This window comes from Actinoplanes sp. URMC 104, from assembly GCF_051386375.1.
GTDB lineage: Bacteria > Actinomycetota > Actinomycetes > Mycobacteriales > Micromonosporaceae > Actinoplanes.
The window spans coordinates 1,777,708-1,796,025 of the sequence record NZ_JBPQTO010000011.1; the positions used below are offsets into that span (position 1 = coordinate 1,777,708).

Annotated in this window: 12 protein-coding genes and 1 tRNA gene; 5 read left to right on the forward strand and 8 right to left on the reverse strand. The window is 69.6% G+C overall.

What is annotated here, in order from left to right; translation table 11 throughout:
- Positions 1-9: 9 nt before the first annotated feature.
- Genes ACSNN8_RS33920 through ACSNN8_RS33950 form a run of 7 tightly spaced genes read right to left on the reverse strand, consistent with a single transcriptional unit; the run spans position 10 to position 10,001 of the window.
- The gene (locus ACSNN8_RS33920) at positions 10-3,129 is read right to left on the reverse strand and encodes a family 78 glycoside hydrolase catalytic domain (RefSeq protein ID WP_436654192.1); all 3,120 of its coding nucleotides are present in this window, start codon (positions 3,127-3,129) and stop codon (positions 10-12) included.
- Positions 3,130-3,136: 7 nt separating this feature from the next.
- Positions 3,137-4,366 carry a glycoside hydrolase family 1 protein gene (locus tag ACSNN8_RS33925; protein ID WP_436654194.1) on the reverse strand — a complete coding sequence of 410 codons (1,230 nt, stop codon included), beginning with the start codon at positions 4,364-4,366 and terminating at the stop codon, positions 3,137-3,139.
- Position 4,367: 1 nt separating this feature from the next.
- Entirely contained in the window at positions 4,368-5,642 is a 1,275-nt protein-coding gene (locus tag ACSNN8_RS33930) for an ABC transporter substrate-binding protein (protein WP_436654196.1), read from the reverse strand.
- A gap of 20 nt (positions 5,643-5,662) precedes the next feature.
- Entirely contained in the window at positions 5,663-5,851 is a 189-nt protein-coding gene (locus tag ACSNN8_RS33935; protein WP_436654198.1) for a hypothetical protein, read from the reverse strand.
- Between the two features lie 3 nt (positions 5,852-5,854).
- Positions 5,855-8,254, reverse strand: coding sequence for a family 78 glycoside hydrolase catalytic domain (locus ACSNN8_RS33940; RefSeq protein ID WP_436654200.1), 2,400 nt, complete (start codon positions 8,252-8,254; stop codon positions 5,855-5,857).
- A complete protein-coding gene (locus ACSNN8_RS33945) occupies positions 8,251-9,072 on the reverse strand; it encodes a carbohydrate ABC transporter permease (RefSeq protein ID WP_436654202.1) in 822 nt (273 codons plus the stop codon). Before ACSNN8_RS33945 ends, ACSNN8_RS33940 begins: the two co-directional genes overlap by 4 nt.
- A complete protein-coding gene (locus ACSNN8_RS33950) occupies positions 9,069-10,001 on the reverse strand; it encodes a carbohydrate ABC transporter permease (protein WP_436654203.1) in 933 nt (310 codons plus the stop codon). The genes ACSNN8_RS33945 and ACSNN8_RS33950 overlap by 4 nt, the downstream gene beginning before the upstream one ends.
- Before the next feature lie 199 nt (positions 10,002-10,200).
- Here ACSNN8_RS33950 and ACSNN8_RS33955 point away from each other — a divergent pair, with 199 nt between their 5' ends.
- The 3 genes from ACSNN8_RS33955 to ACSNN8_RS33965 all read left to right on the forward strand — a co-directional run bounded on the left by ACSNN8_RS33955 (position 10,201) and on the right by ACSNN8_RS33965 (position 13,094).
- Complete coding sequence (locus ACSNN8_RS33955) at positions 10,201-11,217, forward strand: LacI family DNA-binding transcriptional regulator (protein ID WP_436654205.1); 1,017 nt, start codon at positions 10,201-10,203, stop codon at positions 11,215-11,217.
- 17 nt (positions 11,218-11,234) lie between these two features.
- Positions 11,235-12,272, forward strand: a complete 1,038-nt coding sequence (locus ACSNN8_RS33960) for a LacI family DNA-binding transcriptional regulator (protein ID WP_436654207.1) — start codon at positions 11,235-11,237, stop codon at positions 12,270-12,272.
- Between the two features lie 459 nt (positions 12,273-12,731).
- Positions 12,732-13,094 carry a hypothetical protein gene (locus ACSNN8_RS33965; RefSeq protein WP_436654209.1) on the forward strand — a complete coding sequence of 121 codons (363 nt, stop codon included), beginning with the start codon at positions 12,732-12,734 and terminating at the stop codon, positions 13,092-13,094.
- 690 nt (positions 13,095-13,784) lie between these two features.
- On the opposite strand, the gene ACSNN8_RS33970 is transcribed toward ACSNN8_RS33965, so the two are convergent.
- Positions 13,785-13,869 (reverse strand) — tRNA-Leu (locus ACSNN8_RS33970).
- A 182-nt stretch (positions 13,870-14,051) separates the two neighbouring features.
- Between ACSNN8_RS33970 and ACSNN8_RS33975 the strand changes: the two genes are divergently transcribed.
- Positions 14,052-15,503: a tetratricopeptide repeat protein gene (locus ACSNN8_RS33975; RefSeq protein WP_436654210.1), complete on the forward strand. Its 1,452-nt coding sequence runs from the start codon at positions 14,052-14,054 to the stop codon at positions 15,501-15,503.
- A gap of 219 nt (positions 15,504-15,722) precedes the next feature.
- Positions 15,723-18,302, forward strand: a complete 2,580-nt coding sequence (locus ACSNN8_RS33980; RefSeq protein WP_436654212.1) for a fibronectin type III domain-containing protein — start codon at positions 15,723-15,725, stop codon at positions 18,300-18,302.
- Positions 18,303-18,318 lie beyond the last annotated feature (16 nt).

Sequence of the window (18,318 nt, forward strand, 5' to 3'; positions counted from 1 at the left end):
TGATGCGGATCAGGAAGCCGAACGTGCCGTGAAGGTGTGCGATCCGGACGACACGGTGTAGACGACGTACGCGCCTTGGGAGCTCTGGAACACCGCCCGGCTCGACGCGTCGACCAGGCGCTTGTCGGTCGCGGGCACCCATACCTCGGCCTGGGTGTTGGCCGGCACGGTGACCGAGAGGGCGAAGTGGTTGCCGGTCTTCGTCCACGCCGAGCGCGCCGAGCCGGCCGGGGTCTCGTAGGAGCCGCTCGCCTTCGTCAAGTCGCCGACCGGCTTGGGCTTGAAGACGAGCCGGTCGTAGGCGACCGAGCCCGGCGCGGCCTGGATCCCGGCAATGCCGGCGTGGAACCACTCCTCGATCTGGGCCAGGATCATGTGGTTCTTCGAGTCGCCGCGGTTCCAGCGCTCGCCGATGGTGGTCATGCCGCCCGGGTTGGCCGGCGTCGACTCCATGAAGTAGCCGTAACTCGGCTCGTCGTTCTGCTGGAGAGCGTCCCACAGCACGTCGTCGCGGTCGCCGTTCATGAGCGCCCGCACGATCGGGCCCATCCCGATGGTGCCGCCACTGAAGTGCGGCCCGGTGCCATTCGGGTGGAACGCATAGATCTGCTCGACCAGAGCGTCGAGCACCTTGCCCTCGCTCCCCGCCGGCACCAGCCCGGCGTCGAGGGCCAGCGCCTGCGCTGTCTGGGGCCCGGCGTAGCGCCCAGCCGAAGCGTCGAAGAAGGCGCGGTTGAACGCCGCCTTGATCTCCTCGGCCAACGCCGCATACCGGGAAGCGTCGGCGGTGTGCCCGGTCAGCGCGGCGATCCGGGCCATCGACTGGATCGTGAGGTAGTAGCCCCAGGTGCCGGTGATGCGGCCGGAGACCGGTTCGGCGCTGACCCAGTCGGCCAGGGCGGCGTCGACGTAGTAGCCGTCGACCACCTTCTGCCGCTGGATGTAGTCGACGAAGCGCACCAGCCGGTCGTACGAGGCGCTCATCGTGGCGGTGTCGCCGTAGAGCTGATGCAGGATCGCCGGGACGAGCACGATCGCGTTGCCCCAGTTGATCTCGTCGCCGAAGCGGCCGCTGTAGCCCCAGTCGTACACCGGCGTCTTGAGCGCGACGTTGCCGGCCATCGGCGTGTCCGCGATGGACTGCCCCTCGACGAGGTGCCTCATGGTTGTCTTCATGAAGGCGTTGAGCTGGAAGTCGCGGTGGATCGCGCCCATCGGCATCGTGTAGTCCGCCGGGTAGGACAGCTTCTCGCGGCCCGGGCAGTCGGTGAACACGCTCATGATGTTCGAGGCGAACGAGTACCGCGACATCGTGTGGACACGGTTGACGCGCGCGTTGGAGGAGCTGAACGTGCCGGCGATCGGCGTGTCGGCTTGCAGGCGTACGCCGGTGATCAGGTCCTTGGTGGGTGTGAACCCCGCGGGCAGGCCGCTGACCTGGACCCACTGCATGCCGAAGTAGTTGAAGTTCGGGTGCCACGTCTCGGTGCGGCCGCCCGCGGCGGTGTAGGTGTTGAACAGGTCGACCCCGCGCGAGCCGCCCCCGCCCATGAGCGAGGCCTGATTGACCGTGCCGTCGGGGTTGAGCGACTCGGCCGGCTGCATCTTCACGGTCGTGCCGGCCGGGAGTTCATTCGCCCGCAGAAGAGGCCAGCCGACGATGTTCTGGCCGAAGTCGAACACCCAGGTGCCCGGGGCCGGGTTCGTCACCGACACCGGCTTGAACGTCTCCTGCACGGTGATCGGCTCGGCGGTGCGGGCCACCAGCTTGGTGGCAAGGTTGGGCGGCGGCGCGATGCCGGCGGCGATCCAGCCGGTGGCGGTGCCGTCGCGCCGCTTCGCGGACGCGCCGAGGTCGGCGCCCGGCGTGTTCCAGCCGGGCTGCTCGCGGCGGGCGTCGTAGTCGGAGCCGGAGTACCAGGCGTCGGTGACCAGCGGGCCCAGCGCCGTACGCCAGGACCGGTCGGTCACGATCGTCTCGCGGCTGCCATCGCGGTACCGGATCTCGAGGCGGCCGATGAAGCGCGGGGTGACGGCCGCTCCGGCCGAGGCGTCGCTGGCGGCGATGTTGTTGCCCGAACCAGTGACCTTGGCACCGGCCTCATGCGCGCCGGTCAGACCTGGGGTGAACGCGATTGTCCCGGTGGAAACAGCGGTGATGACCCGCGACTCGAGCCGGTCGCCTCCCCCGCCGGTGTCGACGTTGACGGTGCCACCGACGTGGTAGCCGGCCGTGTCGCTGACCGCGATGCTGGTGGCGCCGGCCGGGGCGTCGGCGGTGAGGGTGCCGTTGCCCTTGAGCTGGCTCTGCCACCACGAGTACGGCGAGGTGCGGCCGACCGCCGGGTTGGTGACGCTGCGGCGTACGTAGGCCGGGCCGTTGCCGAGCTCGACGCCGACGGCGTTGGCACCGGAGCGCAGCGCGGACGTCAGGTCGTAGGTGCGGTACTCGCTCGACAGCTGGTAGTTCGAGTTGCCGGGGGCGAGGACCTCGTCGGTGATCTCGCGGCCGTTGACGGTGGCGTGGTGCAGGCCGACACCGGAGAGGTAGAGCCGGGCGTCGGCCACCTTCCTGCTCCGGGGCACGGCGAACTGGCGAGCGAAGATCGGCATCGGCTGGTTCTCGGCGCGGTCCGGGTAGTCGATCCAGCGCGCCGTGCCCCAATCGGCCTGGTTGAGCAGGCCGGTGGTCCAAGTCGACGCGGCTGACCAGGCGGAGGCTTTGCGGTTGGCGTCCCATACTCGTACGCGCCAGGCGACGGTGTCCCGGGAGCGCAGGTCGCGGCCGAAGCGCACCTGCTGGTTGTCGCCCGCGACCTTTCCGGTACGCCACAGCAGCCGCCCGGCGTGCAGCTCGGCAACGGTGGAGGCAGCCTGGACCTCGTACGCGGTCTGCCGGTCGGCTGCGCAAACCCGCTGCCGGCAGTCGCCGGTCTGGGTCATCTGCCAGGCCAGAGTGGGGCGGACGTTGTCGAGGCCCAGCGGGGAGTCGTAGCGGCCGTCGACGCTGAGCCGGGTAACACGCACGCCGCCGGCGGATCCGGAGTGGGCCTGGGCCGGCACGGCGGCTCCGAGGGTGAGCAGTAGCGCTGTCGTCGTGAGGATCACGGGTCTTCTGATCGGGGACATCAGATTCCTACTCCATCCGTGGTGGGGAACTGACGAGCCTGGGAAGGGCGTCGAGCCGGTGGGTGGCGGCGACGCGGGCGAAGGCGTGGGCGCTGGGTTTGGGGATGCGGGCGAAGTCGTTGTCGCGGTCGACGGCGATCAACCCGAACCTGGGGCGGTAGCCCTCGCTCCACTCGAAGTTGTCGAAGGCCGACCAGTGCAGGTAGCCGCGCACGTCGACGCCTTCGGCCATCGCCTGAGCCAGCGCGGCCAGGTGGGTGTGCAGGTAGGTGACGCGTTCGGTGTCGTCGGTGGTGGCGATGCCGTTCTCGGTGACGTAGAGGGGCAGTCCGGTGCGGGCGGCGTGGTGCAGCATCTGCCGCAGCCCGTCGGGGTGCACGGCCCAGCCCATCTGGGTCGTCTCGGTTCCGGGCGGTGGCGTGCCGAACCAGGTGGGCGAAGCCGGGTCGACCCACTGTTTGCGGTAGTACTGCACGCCGAGCCAGTCGCCGCGGTCGGGGCCGGTGAGCCCGTCGAGGTACCGGTCGACGATCTCGTACTGCAGGTGCTCGTACAGGGTTCGGCAGGCGTCGTCCTCGCGGGCCGGCGCGAGCAACGGCAGTTGCACCGCGAGGCCGGTCAACGAGGACGCTTCCTTGCGCACGGCCCGGACGCCGGCGAAGTGGGCCTCCAGCAAGGCCTCGCCGGCCCGTCTCCACAGGACCGGGTTCGCGATGCCAGGCGGGTGGTAGCCCTCGAGATAGCCGTGCAGGGCGATCATCTGGGGTTCGTTGATGGTGCAGACGTACGGCATCAGCTCGCCCAGTTCGGCGGTGACGCGACCGGCGTAGCGGGCGAAGGTGGCGGTGGCGTCGGCTGCCAGCCACCCGCCGCGGGCGGCGAACCAGCGCGGCAGCGTGAAGTGGTGCAGCGTGACGAAGGCGGTCAGACCTTCGTCGCGCAGCGCCATGAGGACGCGCCGGTAGTGGGCCAGCGCGGCCCGGCTGAACTCGCCGGGCGCGGGCTCGATGCGCGACCACTCCACCGAGAGGCGGTGCGCGGTGTGCCCGAGCGAGGACAGCAGTTCGAAGTCCTCGAAGTAGCGGTGGAAGTGATCGATGCCGTCCCCGGAGGACTCCCGGGCCGCGGTGGTGGGATCGTGCTCGAAGTCCCACCAGTCGTTGTTCGTGTTGCCGCCTTCGACCTGGTGGGCAGCGGTGGCGGCGCCCCACAGGAAGTCCTCCGGGAAATCGGTCACCTCAGGAGCCCTTCTTGTACTCCGCGTCCATGTCCTTGAGCACCGCGTCGGGGGTGGCCTGGTTGCTGAAGACCTCCTGCAGGCCGCTGAGCATGGTCTGCTGCACCTTGGCGTTGGGCCACAGCTGGTCCATGAACGGCACGGTGCGGTTCTCCTGCACGAAGGTGGTCAGCTGCTTGAGGCCCGGGTCGACGGTGGTGCCGGCGTCGGGCAGGGTCGGCAGGCTGCCCTGCTTCTCGTTGAACAGCTTCATGCCCTCGGGCGACATGACGAAGGTGATGAACTTGAGCGCCAGCTCCTTGTTCTTGGCCTTGGCGTTCACGCCGTAACCGGCACCCGCGGCGGCAGGCATCAGGAAGGTGGTCGGATCGTCGGTGGCCGGCAGCGGAGTCATCGTGAACTTGCCGTTGGGGTTCTTGCCCTTGAGCAGCCCGATGATCCAGTTGCCCTGGACGATGCCGAGCGTCTTACCGGTCGCAGCCAGAGTCTGGCTGGCCTCGTAGCTGGTGCCGAGGGGGTTCTTCTGGAAGCAGCCGGCTGTGTTCATCTCCTGGTACTTGGCCATGGCCTGGGTCCAGGCGGAGCCGGCGAAAGTGGTCTGGCCGGCGGCGAGCTTGGTGTTGAAGTCCTTGTCCTGGCCGAAGACCACGGTGGCGGCCAATCCGTAGAGCACCAACTGGGTGACCCAGTTGTCCTGGATGCCCAGCGCGTACGCGGGAGTGCCCTTGGCCGCGGCGTCGCGGCAGAAGCCGAGCAGCTCGGTCCAGGTCGTCGGCGCCTTGAGGCCGGACTTGGACAGGGCCTCGTCGTTGTAAACCGCTCCGATGCCGTTGAGGCCGAACAGCGCGTTGTAGGTCTTGCCCTCGTACTGGGCGACCTGCTTGAACGCGTCGGGTAGCTTGGCCGCCCACGGCTGGTCGGACAGGTCGAGCAGGTAGCCCGGCTTGGCCAGCACGTAGGTGGCGCCAGGGTTGCCGTTGCCGGGCCACACGGTCATCACGTCGGGCGCCGTGCCCGAGGACAGCTGGGTGCGGATCTGGGCCTGGTACTGGTCGGCGCCGCTGGTGGTGAAGTTGACCTTCACGCCGGGGTTGGCCGCCTCGAACGCCTTGATGACCTCCTCGATGGAACCCTGGTCGACCGAGGCGAGGGTGAGGGTCTTGTTGTCGCCGCCGCTGTCGGAGCCGGAGTTGGCGTTGGTGCCGCTGCTGCACGCTGCGGCAAGGGTGACCGCCGTCAAGGCGGAGACGACGGCCGCGAATCTACGTGTCTTCATGATCGCTCCTGCGTTGGAGATCAATGAGAGGTGGCGGTGAGGGTGAAACGGCCGGACGTCAGCCGCACGGTGGCGCCGTGGGCGGAAGGTTCGGCCGCGACGGGAGCGTCGTCGTGGCGGACGCTTCCCGGGTCGGGGGTGGGAATCTCGAGGACGGCGGTGCTGCCGGGTGGCACCGCGACGACGACGGTGATCTGGTCGCCGTCCACCTGTCAGCCGCACGAGACCGAACCGCGTACGGTCTCCTGCTCGGCCCGGGCCCAGGTGAGCTTGCCGCCCGGCGTGGGCCGCAGCAGCAGCTCCCGGTAGGCGACCGAGCCCGGCGCCTGGTCGATGCCGGCGACGCGGCCGTAGAGCCACTCGCCGACGCTGCCCAGGCTGTAGTGGTTGAACGAGTTCATCGCGGCCGACTGGAAGCCGCCGTGCTCGGTCCAGCCGTCCCAGCGCTCCCAGATCGTGGTCGCGCCGTGCCGGATCGAGTAGCCCCAGGACGGGAACTCCTCCTGGTGCAGCAACGCGTACGCCAGGTCCGCGCGGCCGTGCTCGGTCAGCACCGGACACAGCAGGGACACCCCGACGAAGCCGGTCGTGAGCCGGTTGCCGCGCTTCTCGACGTCGGCGGCCAGATGCTCGACGGCAGGACCGACGAGATCCGGCGGCAGCAGATCGAAGGCCAGGGCCAGCAAATACGCAGTCTGCGTACCGCCTTCGACGCTGCCGTCGTCCCCGACGTACGTCTCGATGAACTTCTCTTTGATTGCGGCGTGCAGAGCCCGGTACTCCGACGACGGCCGGTCGAGCACGTCGGCGGCGTCGGCGACGATCCGCGTGCTGTACGCGAAGTAGGCGGTGGAAAGAACGTCACGCGGCGTCTCGGCGTCAACCTGCAACCAGTCGCCGTACGAGTTGCCGGTGCGGTTGCGCCACAACAGATCGGGGTTGTGCCGGCGGATGTGCCCGATCCAGGCCGCCATCGCGTCGAAGCTGCGCTCGAGCGTGCGCCGGTCGCCGTACGTGCGCCACAGCAGCCACGGGATGATGACGCCCGCATCGCCCCACGCCGGCGCGCCCTCCCGGTCCAACACCATGACCGGCGCGATGTCGCGGAACGCGCCGTCAGCGTCCTGGCCGTCCACCACGTCCTTCATCCAGCGAGCCAAGAACGCGGACACGTCGGCGTTGCGGGTCGCGGTCGGCGCGAAGACCTGGGCGTCGGCGAGCCAGCCCAGCCGTTCGTCGCGTTGCGGGCAGTCGGTGGGTACCGCGACGAAGTTGCCCCGCTGCCCCCACACGATGTTGGCCTGCAACTGCTCGACCATCGGGTCGGAACACGTGAACGTCCCGGTGAAGGGCGTGTCGTTGTGCAGAACGCGAGCCGTCACGTCATCGGCCGTCACCTCGCCGGGATACCCGGTGATCTCGGCGTAGCGGAAGCCGTGGAAGGTGAACCGCGGCTCGAAAAGCTCCTCGTCGCCGCCCGCGCACACGTACGTGTCCGTGGCCCTGGCCCGGCGCAGGTTGGCCACGTAGAGCTCGCCGTCGTCGAGCACCTCGGCGTGCCGCAGCACGATCCGCTGCCCGGGCCGAGCGCCCCGGATCCGCAGCCGGACGCGGCCGGTCAGGTTCTGCCCGAAGTCGACGATGTTGCCGTCGACCGCCACGGCGGGAACGTCGGCGGTGACCCGGATCGGACGGTCCGGCTCGGCCACCAGCGGCCCGGGCTCGCGGTCGAGCTCCGCGACCGGCCGGAACTGCGGCGACTGCCGGGCGTCCACGAACTCGCCCATGAGCAGGTCGGCCGCCCGGATGGCACCGGGACCCTCCTGCCAGGTGCTGTCGGTGGCGATCACCCGGCGGGATCCGTCGGCGAAATCGAGGACGAGCTGCGCGAGGTAGGCCGGCGCGAGGCCGTAGTGGCGGGCCGGCCGGCTCGGGTCGAAGCCGACGTGCCCGCTCCACCAGCCGTCGGCGACGATCGCGCCGATCTCGTTGGTCCCGACGCGTACCTGCTCGGTGACGTCGTACGTCTGGTACTGCAGCCGGTGGTGGTACTCGGTCCAGCCGGGGGCCAGCACGAGGTCGCCGACGCGGCCGCCGTTGAGGTTCGGCTCGTAGACGCCGCGGGCAGTGGCGTACAGCCGGGCCCGTACCGGCCGCTCCGCCACCTCGAAGCTGCGCCGCAGGTACAGCGGTGCCAGAGCCGGATCGGGAAACGACCGTTCCTCGTCGCTGGGCGGGTCGACCATCGGCAGGCCGACCGGGTCGCGGCCGATCCACACGGCGGTCCAGTCCTCGCGGTGCAGGAGGCCGGTCTCGAACCAGCTCTGCGCGTGGCCGGCCGGTCGGCCGTTCTCGTCCCACGTCTCGACGCGCCACTGGTAGCGGGTCGCCGACTGAAGGGCGGGGCCGTCCCACTCGATCAGGAGTGTCTCGTCGCTGTCGCGCCGACCGCTGTCCCACACCAGCCGGCCTTCCACGGTCGCGGTGATGCGGTACGCGCTCTGCGCCGCGCCGTGGCGGTCGGATCGCAGTTTCCAAGACAGCCGGGGCCGGGGTTCGCCGAGGCCGAGCGGCTCGGTGAGTTGTTCGGTCGTGAGGCCGTACGGTGTCATCCTTTGAGCCCTCCGGCGAAGCCGTTGATGATGGAGCGCTGCAGCGCGAGGTAGACCGCCAGAACGGGGATGATGCTGATCAGCAGGGCGGCGAAGATGAGGTTCCAGTCGGAGACGAACTGGCCGACGAAGCCCGCCACGGCGACCGGCACGGTCTGCTGGTCGCTGCCGCTGAGGTAGAGCAGCGGGGTGAAGAAGTCGTTCCAGACCGCGACGGCGTTGAGCACCAGGGCCGTGACCGTGATCGGCTTGAGCATCGGCAGCACGACGTGGCGGAACGTGGTGAACGGCGTGGCGCCGTCGATCGACGCCGCTTCCTCGAAGTCGCGGGGCAGGGCGCGCAGGAACCCGACGTACAGGAAGGTCGTGAAGGGGACCTGCAGGCCGGCGTAGAACAGCACGAGTGACCAGACCGAGCCCAGCAGACCCAGATCGCGCACCGTTTGATAGAGCGGCAACGACGCCAGCTGGAACGGCAAGATCAGCCCTAGCATGATCAGCAGGAACGTGCCGCGCGACCAGCGAGCCGCGCTTCTCGCCAGCGGGTAGGCGGCGAGCGCGGAGACGGCGAGGACGATAGCCGTGCTGACGGCGGTGACGACCACGCTGTTGATCAGGGCGCCGCCGAGCCCGGCCTCGCGCCACGCCCCGCTGAAGTTGGCGAATGTGGGCGAGGTGGTCGGGCTGATCGGCGACGAGTTGTCCGAGGGCTGCCGGATCGCGAGGTTGACCAGCACGTAGACCGGGAAGGCGAAGATGATGCCGACGGCGACCATGACCATTTCGAGGGCGAACGTGCGCCTGGTGTAGCGGTTCATGACGCCGCCCTCTCGTTGCGGTTGAGGACGGTGTACTGGGCGCCGGAGGCGATCGCGACGATGATCGTCAGGACGACGGCCAGGGCGATGCTGTAGCCGAACTCGCCGAGCGTGAAGGCGTCCTTGTAGATCAGCGTCGAGATGGTGTCGGTGGCATGGCCCGGGCCGCCGCCGGTCAGCGCGTACACCTGGTCGAAGAGCTTGATGCCGCCGATGATCGACAGCATCAGGTTGATCGTGATGGCCGGCGCCAGCAGCGGCCGGACGATGGACCAGAAGCGGCGGACGGCTCCGGTGCCGTCGATGGCGGCCGCCTCGTAGATCTCGCGCGGGATCGATTGCAGGCCGGCCAGGAAGATGACCATCGAGTAGCCAGCGAACTGCCAGACCACGACAAGCACGATCATCCAGAGGGCAAGGTCGGGGTCGCCGAGCCAGTCCTGCCGCCAGGAGCCGAGGCCGACCGCGCCGAGCAGGCTGTTGACCGCGCCGTCCGGGCCGAGCAGGTTGCGCCACAGGTAGGCGGTGACGATCGGCGTGACCACCGCCGGCGCGAACAGCAGCACGCGCAGGAAGTTCCGGGTCTTGATCATGCTGTTGACGCCGAGGGCGAGCAGCAGGCCGATACCGTTCTGGATCACCGTGATGGCCACCGCGATGATCACGGTGTGCCAGACGGCCGACAACGCGTCGCCGTCGCTGAGCATGTCGGTGAAGTTGCGCAGGCCGATGACAGCGAAGTCGGGGTCGAGGCCGTCCCAGTCGGTGAAGGCGTAGTACACGCCACGCGCGCTGGGCACCAGCACGACGAACGCGAACAGCAACAGGGCCGGAAGGACGAACCACCAGGGCGGTGCGGTGCGCCGGCCACCGGATCGGGCCGCGGTGACGGTCTTGGCCGCCGGGGGGTCTTTCACGTCGAGTGTCACGGGAACCCACTTCGTTGAAGCGTTTCAGATGCGGGGGGTGAGACGTGGGTAACGTTTTCCAAATGTTTCGCCGACCTTACGAGCGCGTGCCGAACGCCGTCAAGACCTCGACGTGGCTGATTCGTCTGCTCTCCTGGCCTTGGCCTTCTCCGGCAGCAGTCCTTAGAGTGGGCAACGATTTACACGATGAGGAGTGCGCATGGTCAAACGGGTGACGATCGTCGACGTGGCCCGGCGAGCAGGCGTCTCCACCACAGCGGTCTCCAAGGTGTTGCGGGAGGCGTACGGCACGAGCCCGCAGATGCGCAGCCGAGTACGCGCCGCGATCGACGAGCTCGGCTATCGCCCCTCGGCGGCCGCGCGTGCGTTGCGCGGCCGCACCTACACGATCGGCGTGATGCTGCCCGACGTCCGCAACCCCTTCTTCGCCGACGTGCTCGACGGCGCCGCCGACCACCTGGCCGGTTCCGAATACCAGCTGTTCATGGCGTCGAGCTGCGACGACGAGGAGAGCGAGGCCCGCGTCGCCGACGCGATGATCGACCGCAGCATGGACGGCGTCATCCTCATCGCGCCGATATCGGCGCGCTCTCGCCTCGAGCACGTCGCGCGTACCGTGCCGACGGTGGTCATCGGCCGGCACGGCAACTCCGGTGCATACGACACCGTCGCCGACGACGACTTCGGTGGCGCGGGGCTCGTGGTGACACATCTCGTGGGTCTTGGACACCGCGCCATCGCTCACATCGAACATGCGGAGACTGATCCGGTCCGCCTCGCGGAGATGCCCAATGCGGTGCGAGCCGACGGTTACCGCCACGCCATGCGCACTCACGGCCTGCCCGAGGATGTCGTCTCCACGTCGTACACCCGCGAGGGTGGCTACCTCGGCACTCGTGCGCTTCTCGCCCGTCAGCGGCCGCCGACGGCGATCTTCGCAGGTGCCGACGTCGTTGCCCTCGGGGTGCTCGACGCTCTCGCCGAGGCGGGGCTGTCGGCACCCGGAGACTTCTCGGTGGCCGGCTACGACAACATCGCCTTCGCCTCGTTCGGGCCGATCTCGCTGACGACCGTCGACCAGGACGGGCACCGCATCGGCGCCACCGCGGCGCGGTTGCTGCTCGACCGCATTGCCGACCCCGCTCGTCCGACGACCCAGGTGAGGCTCTCCCCCAAGTTGGTCGTTCGGCACTCGACGGCGGGTGCGGCCGAGTGATCAGTAGGCTCGGACCCATGGACAAGCCGTCAACCAGGCGGATCACAATCGTCGACGTCGCCCGCCACGCTCAGGTCTCCACGACGGCCGTGTCCAAGGTGCTGCGTAACGCGTACGGGGCGAGCCCGGCCATGCGCGCCAAGGTGCAGCAGGCGATCGCCGAGCTCGGCTACCGGCCCTCCGCCGCCGCGCGTGGGCTGCGCGGGCAGACCTACACCATCGGCGTGATGATCCCGGAGCTGCGCAACCTGTTCTTCGCCGACATCATCGACGGCATCACGGCCCAGCTCGGCGGTACTGACTACCAGGTGCTGATCGCGCCCGGCTGCAACGGCGAGAAGGCCGAGGCCCGCGTCATCGACGCGATGACCGACCGGAACATGGACGGCCTGATCCTCATCGCCCCGGTGTCGGCGAAGAAGCGTTTGACCGAGGTGGCTTGCAGCGTACCGACGGTGGTCGTCGGCCGGCACGGCTCGTCACCCGCCTACGACACCGTCACCGACGACGACGTCGCCGGCGCCGCCCTGGTCGTCGACCACCTGGCCGACCTCGGGCACCGGCGCATCGCACACATCGAACACCACGAGACCGACCGCGTACGCCTCGCCGAGATGCCCAACGCCCAGCGCGCCGAGGGCTACAAAGACGCGATGCGCCGCCGCGGCCTGGAAGCCGAGATCGACATCGCCTCGACCAGCTACACCCACGAGGGCGGATACCTCGGCGCCAAGGAACTGCTGGCCCGCCCGCGGCTGCCCACCGCCATCTTCGCCGGCGCCGACGTCGTCGCGCTCGGCGCCCTGGAGGCGATCGCCGAGGCCGGCCTGTCCGTGCCCGGCGACATCTCGGTGGCAGGCTACGACAACAGCGCGCTCGCCGCGTTCGGCCCGGTCTCGCTGACCAGCGTCGACCAGGACGGCCGCCAGATGGGCGCCGACGCCGCCCGGCTGCTCGTCGCCCGCATCGCCGACCGGGAACGCCGGACGGTCCACGTGAAGCTGTCGCCCACCCTGGCCGTCCGGCGCACCACCGCGGCGCTCAGCAGGCCATGACCCGTGCATCCGACGGGACGATCGGATCAAGGCGCTCAACGAACTGCCTCAAGCCTGTGAGAGATCTGCGCCTGTCGAACTGGTCCGTGCCGTTTCTCGCGGGCGACGTTGACGACGTGTGCGCAGCCACAGGCAATGCTCATCACCCGGTAATCGTGACGCGCACCTTTCCAAACCTGCCTTCCGGCCTTCATCGGATCCGATTGGTTCCGGGGCCAGTCGCCGCTGCGGGAATTGAGTACAGCGACGAGGGTGACGATGGCCGGCGACGGAGGAGAACACGTCGCCCAGGGCTCGAATGATGCCGGCCAGGCGCCCTGATGCCCCTTCCGCCGGCGCAGCGACCAGCCGCTCCAGATCGTCGTGATCACCGCCCGGGTGATCATCCTTGAGAGAGATGCGGCAAATATTGTGATTTGAGACGATTGGAAAAGTTGTACTTTTGACCTTAGGAATCGAATGTCTTCCAGCATCCTCAGGCGCCGAATGCCGGCTACCGCCGCGGCCTCCCTTGCGGCGATCACCGCCCTCACGCTCGCCTCTCCGGCCGCCCCGGCCCAAGCCGCCAGGCGCAAGTGCACTTGGTCCGGCGTCAAGTGCACCTGGTACCTGGACCAGAGGGAGACAAGAGATTTCGCAGGCGGGATCGGCGTCGTAGGCATCGGATCCGGCTTCATCCCGGGTATCGGCAAAATCACCGCCGCTACCATCGGCGCGGACATCATTCTTATCAACAGAATGCTCGACCACAACGCGTGCGTGACGATTACCATCGATGCTATCCGCCGCACGCCGCAGCAGTTCTTCGCCCGCTGCCCATGAGTGCGCGCCGAATGGGTCCTGACCAGCTGAGGATCTGGTTGCTCGCACGGCCGCCGCAGTGTGCAAGGTCGAGCGGCACCCAGAGCTGGGCTGCGACGAGGTGCTGGTGCGCTGCCCGGCCGAGCGGATCCAGCCGCCTGCGACCGGGTGGATCGACCGGAGCGTGCGCTCGGTGCCGCACCAGGCCGTCCAGGCACTGACCGCCCCGATCGCGGCTAGGCCGCCAGTTGCCGTCGCGGGCCACGTACGCACCTGGTCGCGGTCGACGTCCCGGACGACGACGCCGGCGAGGAGTCGCTGCTTGCACTGCTCAACTCGGTGTCGGGCAACGTGAGCCTGGAGTCGATAGTCGCCGAAATCCGCAAGCTGTGCGCAACCCGGACGATCGGCTTGCCCGGTGATCTGTTCGACGACGTCGCCACACGGGTGCTCGCCGGATGGCGCGCCCGCGCGAACTCGAGAACCTCAACGTCGTCGAATCCGGGAACCGCGCCGACTGCGTCATCTTTTACGGCAAGGCGGCGACATCGCCACCAACCGCCGCGACGAGCAGGAACTGTCCTCGGGAGGCCGGACCCGCGCGACAAGGCGGAACTCTACAGCCGCATTGGGCTCCGGATGACCTGCAAACCGAGTTCAAAGACGCTGAAGGCCGAGGTCATCGCCGACCTCGGCCGTTTGCTTGGTGTGTGTCCGGAGGGGGACTTGAACCCCCACGCCCGATAAAGGGCACTAGCACCTCAAGCTAGCGCGTCTGCCATTCCGCCACCCGGACCTGCACTGCGAGCCTGTCGGGGCCGACGGAGTCGGCGTCCCGGCGGGCCGCACAGGAGAGAACTGTACACGGCCTCGACAGGGGGATGCAGGGAGGGTGGGGGTGGGGACAAAGCGGGGCATAGGCGGGGAGCCGGCGGGGGTGGCCTGGCATTGACGCAAGGTAGCGGGCAGCATGGCGGGGTGTCTCAGCCCTCACCCCTCGCACCTGCCCGGCAGCGGGCGCACGCGCTGGCCTCGGCCGGGGACCTGGCGGCGGCCCGGGCGTTGCTCGAGCAGGCGGTCGAGCTGGGGAAGGTGAACCTCTCCGAGGACGATCCGGACGTTCTGCGCACGGCCTACGAACTGGGCACGGTGCTGCAGCAAGCGGACGATCCGTCGGCGGCCAGGCGGGTGCTGGAGGAGGCGTACGCGGCCGGGCAGTGGCGGCTGGGGGACGCCGATCCGCTGATGGTGCTGATCTCGCACGACATCGGGGTGGTGGCGGAGGAGCTGGGCAACCGGCACGAGGCGCGTAAGGCGTTCGGGCGGGTGGCGGAGCTAGGGGCTGCGGCGCTGGGTGGGGAGCATCCGGCGGTGGCCCGAGCGCGGGCGTATCTGGGGGCTCCCGTACGTGGCGAGGAGGACGCGCCGACAACTGTGATCAGCGCGGTGCCGGCGGAGCCTCGCGGGCAGACTGTGCAGCCGCCGTCTGCGGGCAACCAGCACGTGTGGACGGGGCCGCCGGCCGACGCGACGCCGGGGAGGAGGGTGCCTGCGCCGCGGAGCAGTCCGATCGACGAGCCGACCGTCGCCCAGCCGGTCGTCGAGCCGCGGGGGTATCAAGCGCCGCCGCAGGTCGGGAGCGTGCCTACGCAGCGGTCGGCGCCGGGCTATCCGAGCGCGCCCACCAGCGGGCCTGCGCCCGGCCGTCCGGGTACGCCTTCCAGCGGGGCGACGCCGGGATACCCGAGCGCACCCACCAGCGGGCAGACACCTAGCTATCCGAGCGCACCCACCAGCGGGCAGACACCCGGCTACCCGGGCACGCCCGCCAGCGGGGCGGCATATCCGGAAGCGCCGAGCAGCGGGCCGAGCTATTCGAGCGCGCCGCCCTATCCCAACCCGCCGAGCAGCGGGCCGGCGTACGGGAACATGCCGGGACTTCCCCAGCCCGGCCCGGCTGCGGCGATGGGGGGCGTCACCGCGTACGGGCAAGGAAGCGCGACCACGACGGGGCGCAAGGGGCTCGGGGTCTTCGCGGCGATCGCCGCGGTGCTGGCGGCGGTGATCGCGGTGGCGGCGCTGGTGTTCGTGCTCGCCAACCGGACGAGTGACCCGGGCAACGGGCCCGATGTGCCAACTCTGGCCGGTCCCCCGCCCAGCGACGTCAAGCTTACCGACAACGGGACGGCTGTCCGGATCGCGTGGCAGGACCCGACGGACGGCACCGTGTCGTTCATGGTCATCATGGGTCATCCGGAGCAGGAGCTGAAGCCGGTGGGGACGCTGGTGCCTGGGCGGACATCGTTCGAGATGAGTGGGCTCAATCGGACACTGAACTACTGCTTCGCGGTGGTGGCGGTCTACAGCGGTAACCAGTTCGCGACGTCGCCGCAGGCGTGTACGAGCCGGGCGTCGGCTACGCCGCGATAGAGGGTCGTCGCTCTCCGAGAGGTTGATCACGGACCGCGACGGGAGTTATCCACAAGAGTCACTTGCGAACTATCGACGCCGACGGCAGTCCCCCTATGATGGCCGGGTCCTGGAGAGCACCACAGCCGGCCGACGGGGGAGGAAGCCGCAGTGACCAGCGCAGACGAGGTGACAGTGGACCGGCCGAGGCGTCGATGGCGCCGCGGTTATCTGGTCACTATGGCCACCGTTCTGAGCTTGGCGGGCGGTCTCGGGCTCACCGTGTTCGGGCTGGGCTCGGCCGACCAGGCGGTGGCGAGCTTCGATGCCGCGTCGTGGGTGTGGTCGCGGGCCAAGGGCGAGGTGGCGCGGATCAACGGCGTCACGGCCAAGGTCGACACGCGGGTGGACGTGCCCAAGGCGCGTGGTCACGAACTGCAGGTGGTGCAGAACGACCGCTTCGTGATCCTGCGCGACGTGAACACGGGCGCGATCGGCTCGATGGACCTGACGACCTTGCAGGAGTACTGGAACGCGACCTCCACCTCGGGCATCGGGGTGCGGGTGGCGCTGCACGAGGACGCGGTGTTCGTCATCGACGCCGTGCAGGGGCAGGTGCAGCAGCTCGACCCGAAGACGCTGGGCCCGATCGGCAGTCCGCTGAGGTTCGCGCCGGGGCTCGCGGGTGGCGTGTTCGACGGCGAGGGCAAGCTGTGGGTGGCCTCGCCGAGCGAGGGCACCGTCACGGCGATCGAGCCGGGGGCGACCTCGTCGGCGGCGCCGGCCGAGGGCGGGGGCACGGGCGCTGCGGCGGCGCCGGGTCCCCAGAGCGTACGGACCGAGTCCGTCGCGCCGCCCGCGCACGACCTCACGCTGTCCACGCTCGACGACGGTGTGGCGGTGCTCAACCGCACCAACAACATGCTTTCCACGGTGCGCGACGGGGAGCCGGGCGCCGACAAGCGGGAGCTGCCGCTGGCCGGGCCGGGGTCGCTGGCACCGCACACCGACGGCGATCAGGTGCCGGTGACGGTGACCGACTCGCGCCACGTCTACGTGGTGGGTGAGCAGGGGCTGCGCAGTGAGTTCGTGGTGCCGGGCGACGGCGAGGGCCTGCAGCCGGCGGTGGCGTGGGAGGGTTATTTCTACGTCGCCGACGCGAGCGGGCGGGTGCACGTGTTCGACGCGGCGGGCAAGCCGCAGAAGGGCATCAGCTTCCCGGACCCGGGCGGCAAGCTCGAGCTCGAGGTGCGCGAGGGCTACCTGTTCATCAACGCGCCAGGCTCGTCGAGCGCGCGGGTCGTGGACAGCTCGCACGCGGTGCGGACGGTCGACAAGTACGCCGACGACGTGCTCGGGGGCGACAAGCCGCCGACGCCGCCGCAGGCCCCTCCCCCGCCGCCGAAGCCGAAGAAGCCGGTGGTGACCAAGCCGGGCGCGCCGCGCAACGTGCGGGCGGCCGCGGGCAACGCCGAGGCGCGCGTGACCTGGCAGCGGGCGCAGGACAACGGCGCGGCGATCACCCGGTACGTCGTGGTGGGCGCGGGGCGCAGCTTCCAGGTGGGCGCCGACCAGCGGGCGCTGACGGTGACCGGGCTGGTCAACGGGCAGACGTACCAGTTCGCGGTGTCCGCGGTGAACAAGAAGGGGCAGGGACCCGCCCGTACGAGCAACGCCGTGCGGCCGACCTCCGAGGTGCCCGACGCGCCGACCGCGGTGACCGCCGAGGCCAAGCCCGACGGCACGGTCGTGGTCGGCTGGCCGCCGGCGAACGGGCAGGGACTCGAGATCCGGCGCTACACGGTGACCGCGATCTCCGAGGGCGGCAGCGCGCCGATCGGCGACACCACCGAGCCGACGCTGACCATCAAGGACGGCCAGCTCGAGTACGGCAAGCAGTACGCGTTCACGGTCGTGTCGGTCAACGAGCGCGGCGCGGGGTCGAAGGCGTCGCCGGTCAGCGGCAGCGTGGTGCCGTTCACCAAGCCGGGCAAGCCCGAGGGGGTGGACGCGGCGACCGCGGGCGACCAGGCCGGCTCGATCTCGGTGGCGTGGCAGCCGTCGGCGGACAACGGGCGGCCGATCACCAAGTACGTGGTGAGCGCGGGCGGCAAGAACACCGACGTCGTGGACGGCACGGCGGCGACGCTGACCGGGTTCGAGTCGGGCGCCACGGTGGCGGTCGAGGTGCGCGCGGTCAACGAGGCGGGCGAGAGCGAGCCGGGTACGGCCACCGCGCGTACGGTCGCGTTGCCCCGGATCACGGTCACCGGGGTCAACCCGACCTTCAACACGGCCACGGTGTCGTTCAGCGTGGACGCGGGCGGCGGCACGGCGAGCTGCTCGGTGGCGGCCTCGGGCGCGGGCTCGGCGGACGGCAACTGCACCAGCCTCAAGGTGGGCAGCCTCAAGCCGAGCACCAAATACACGTTCACGGTCACGGCCAAGAACGCCGCCGGCACGGTCAAGGCGACGACGACCGCGACGACCGACGCGCTCTACGGCATCGCCACGTGCAAGAACGGCTCGTCGGGCGAGGAAGCGACGTACTGCGACAAGGACGTGGACGGGCGCAACGGCAACGAGATCTTCAGCGTGGCCCGACAGGACAACGACAAGCAGGTGGGCTGGGCCAAGCCCGGCACACGGCTCCAGGCGTACTGCAAGAAGTCGGGCGAGTCGATCTACGCGTACATCTACAACAACGAGAAGCGCAGTCCCTGGTGGATTCAGGTGAACTACAAGGGCAAGAACTACATCCCGTGGGCGTGGCTCAACCTCGAAGGCGGCGACGACCTGAACGACCTGCCCACCTGCTGAGCCACATGAGGGTAAG

Coding starts and splice junctions, on each gene's coding strand:
- ACSNN8_RS33930 (WP_436654196.1), bottom strand. CDS start 5,642: ATGAAGACACGTAGATTCGCGGCCGTCGTCTCCGCCTTGACGGCGGTC.
- ACSNN8_RS33965 (WP_436654209.1), top strand. CDS start 12,732: ATGTCTTCCAGCATCCTCAGGCGCCGAATGCCGGCTACCGCCGCGGCC.
- ACSNN8_RS33940 (WP_436654200.1), bottom strand. CDS start 8,254: ATGACACCGTACGGCCTCACGACCGAACAACTCACCGAGCCGCTCGGC.
- ACSNN8_RS33960 (WP_436654207.1), top strand. CDS start 11,235: ATGGACAAGCCGTCAACCAGGCGGATCACAATCGTCGACGTCGCCCGC.
- ACSNN8_RS33920 (WP_436654192.1), bottom strand. CDS start 3,129: ATGTCCCCGATCAGAAGACCCGTGATCCTCACGACGACAGCGCTACTG.
- ACSNN8_RS33955 (WP_436654205.1), top strand. CDS start 10,201: ATGGTCAAACGGGTGACGATCGTCGACGTGGCCCGGCGAGCAGGCGTC.
- ACSNN8_RS33980 (WP_436654212.1), top strand. CDS start 15,723: ATGGCCACCGTTCTGAGCTTGGCGGGCGGTCTCGGGCTCACCGTGTTC.
- ACSNN8_RS33945 (WP_436654202.1), bottom strand. CDS start 9,072: ATGAACCGCTACACCAGGCGCACGTTCGCCCTCGAAATGGTCATGGTC.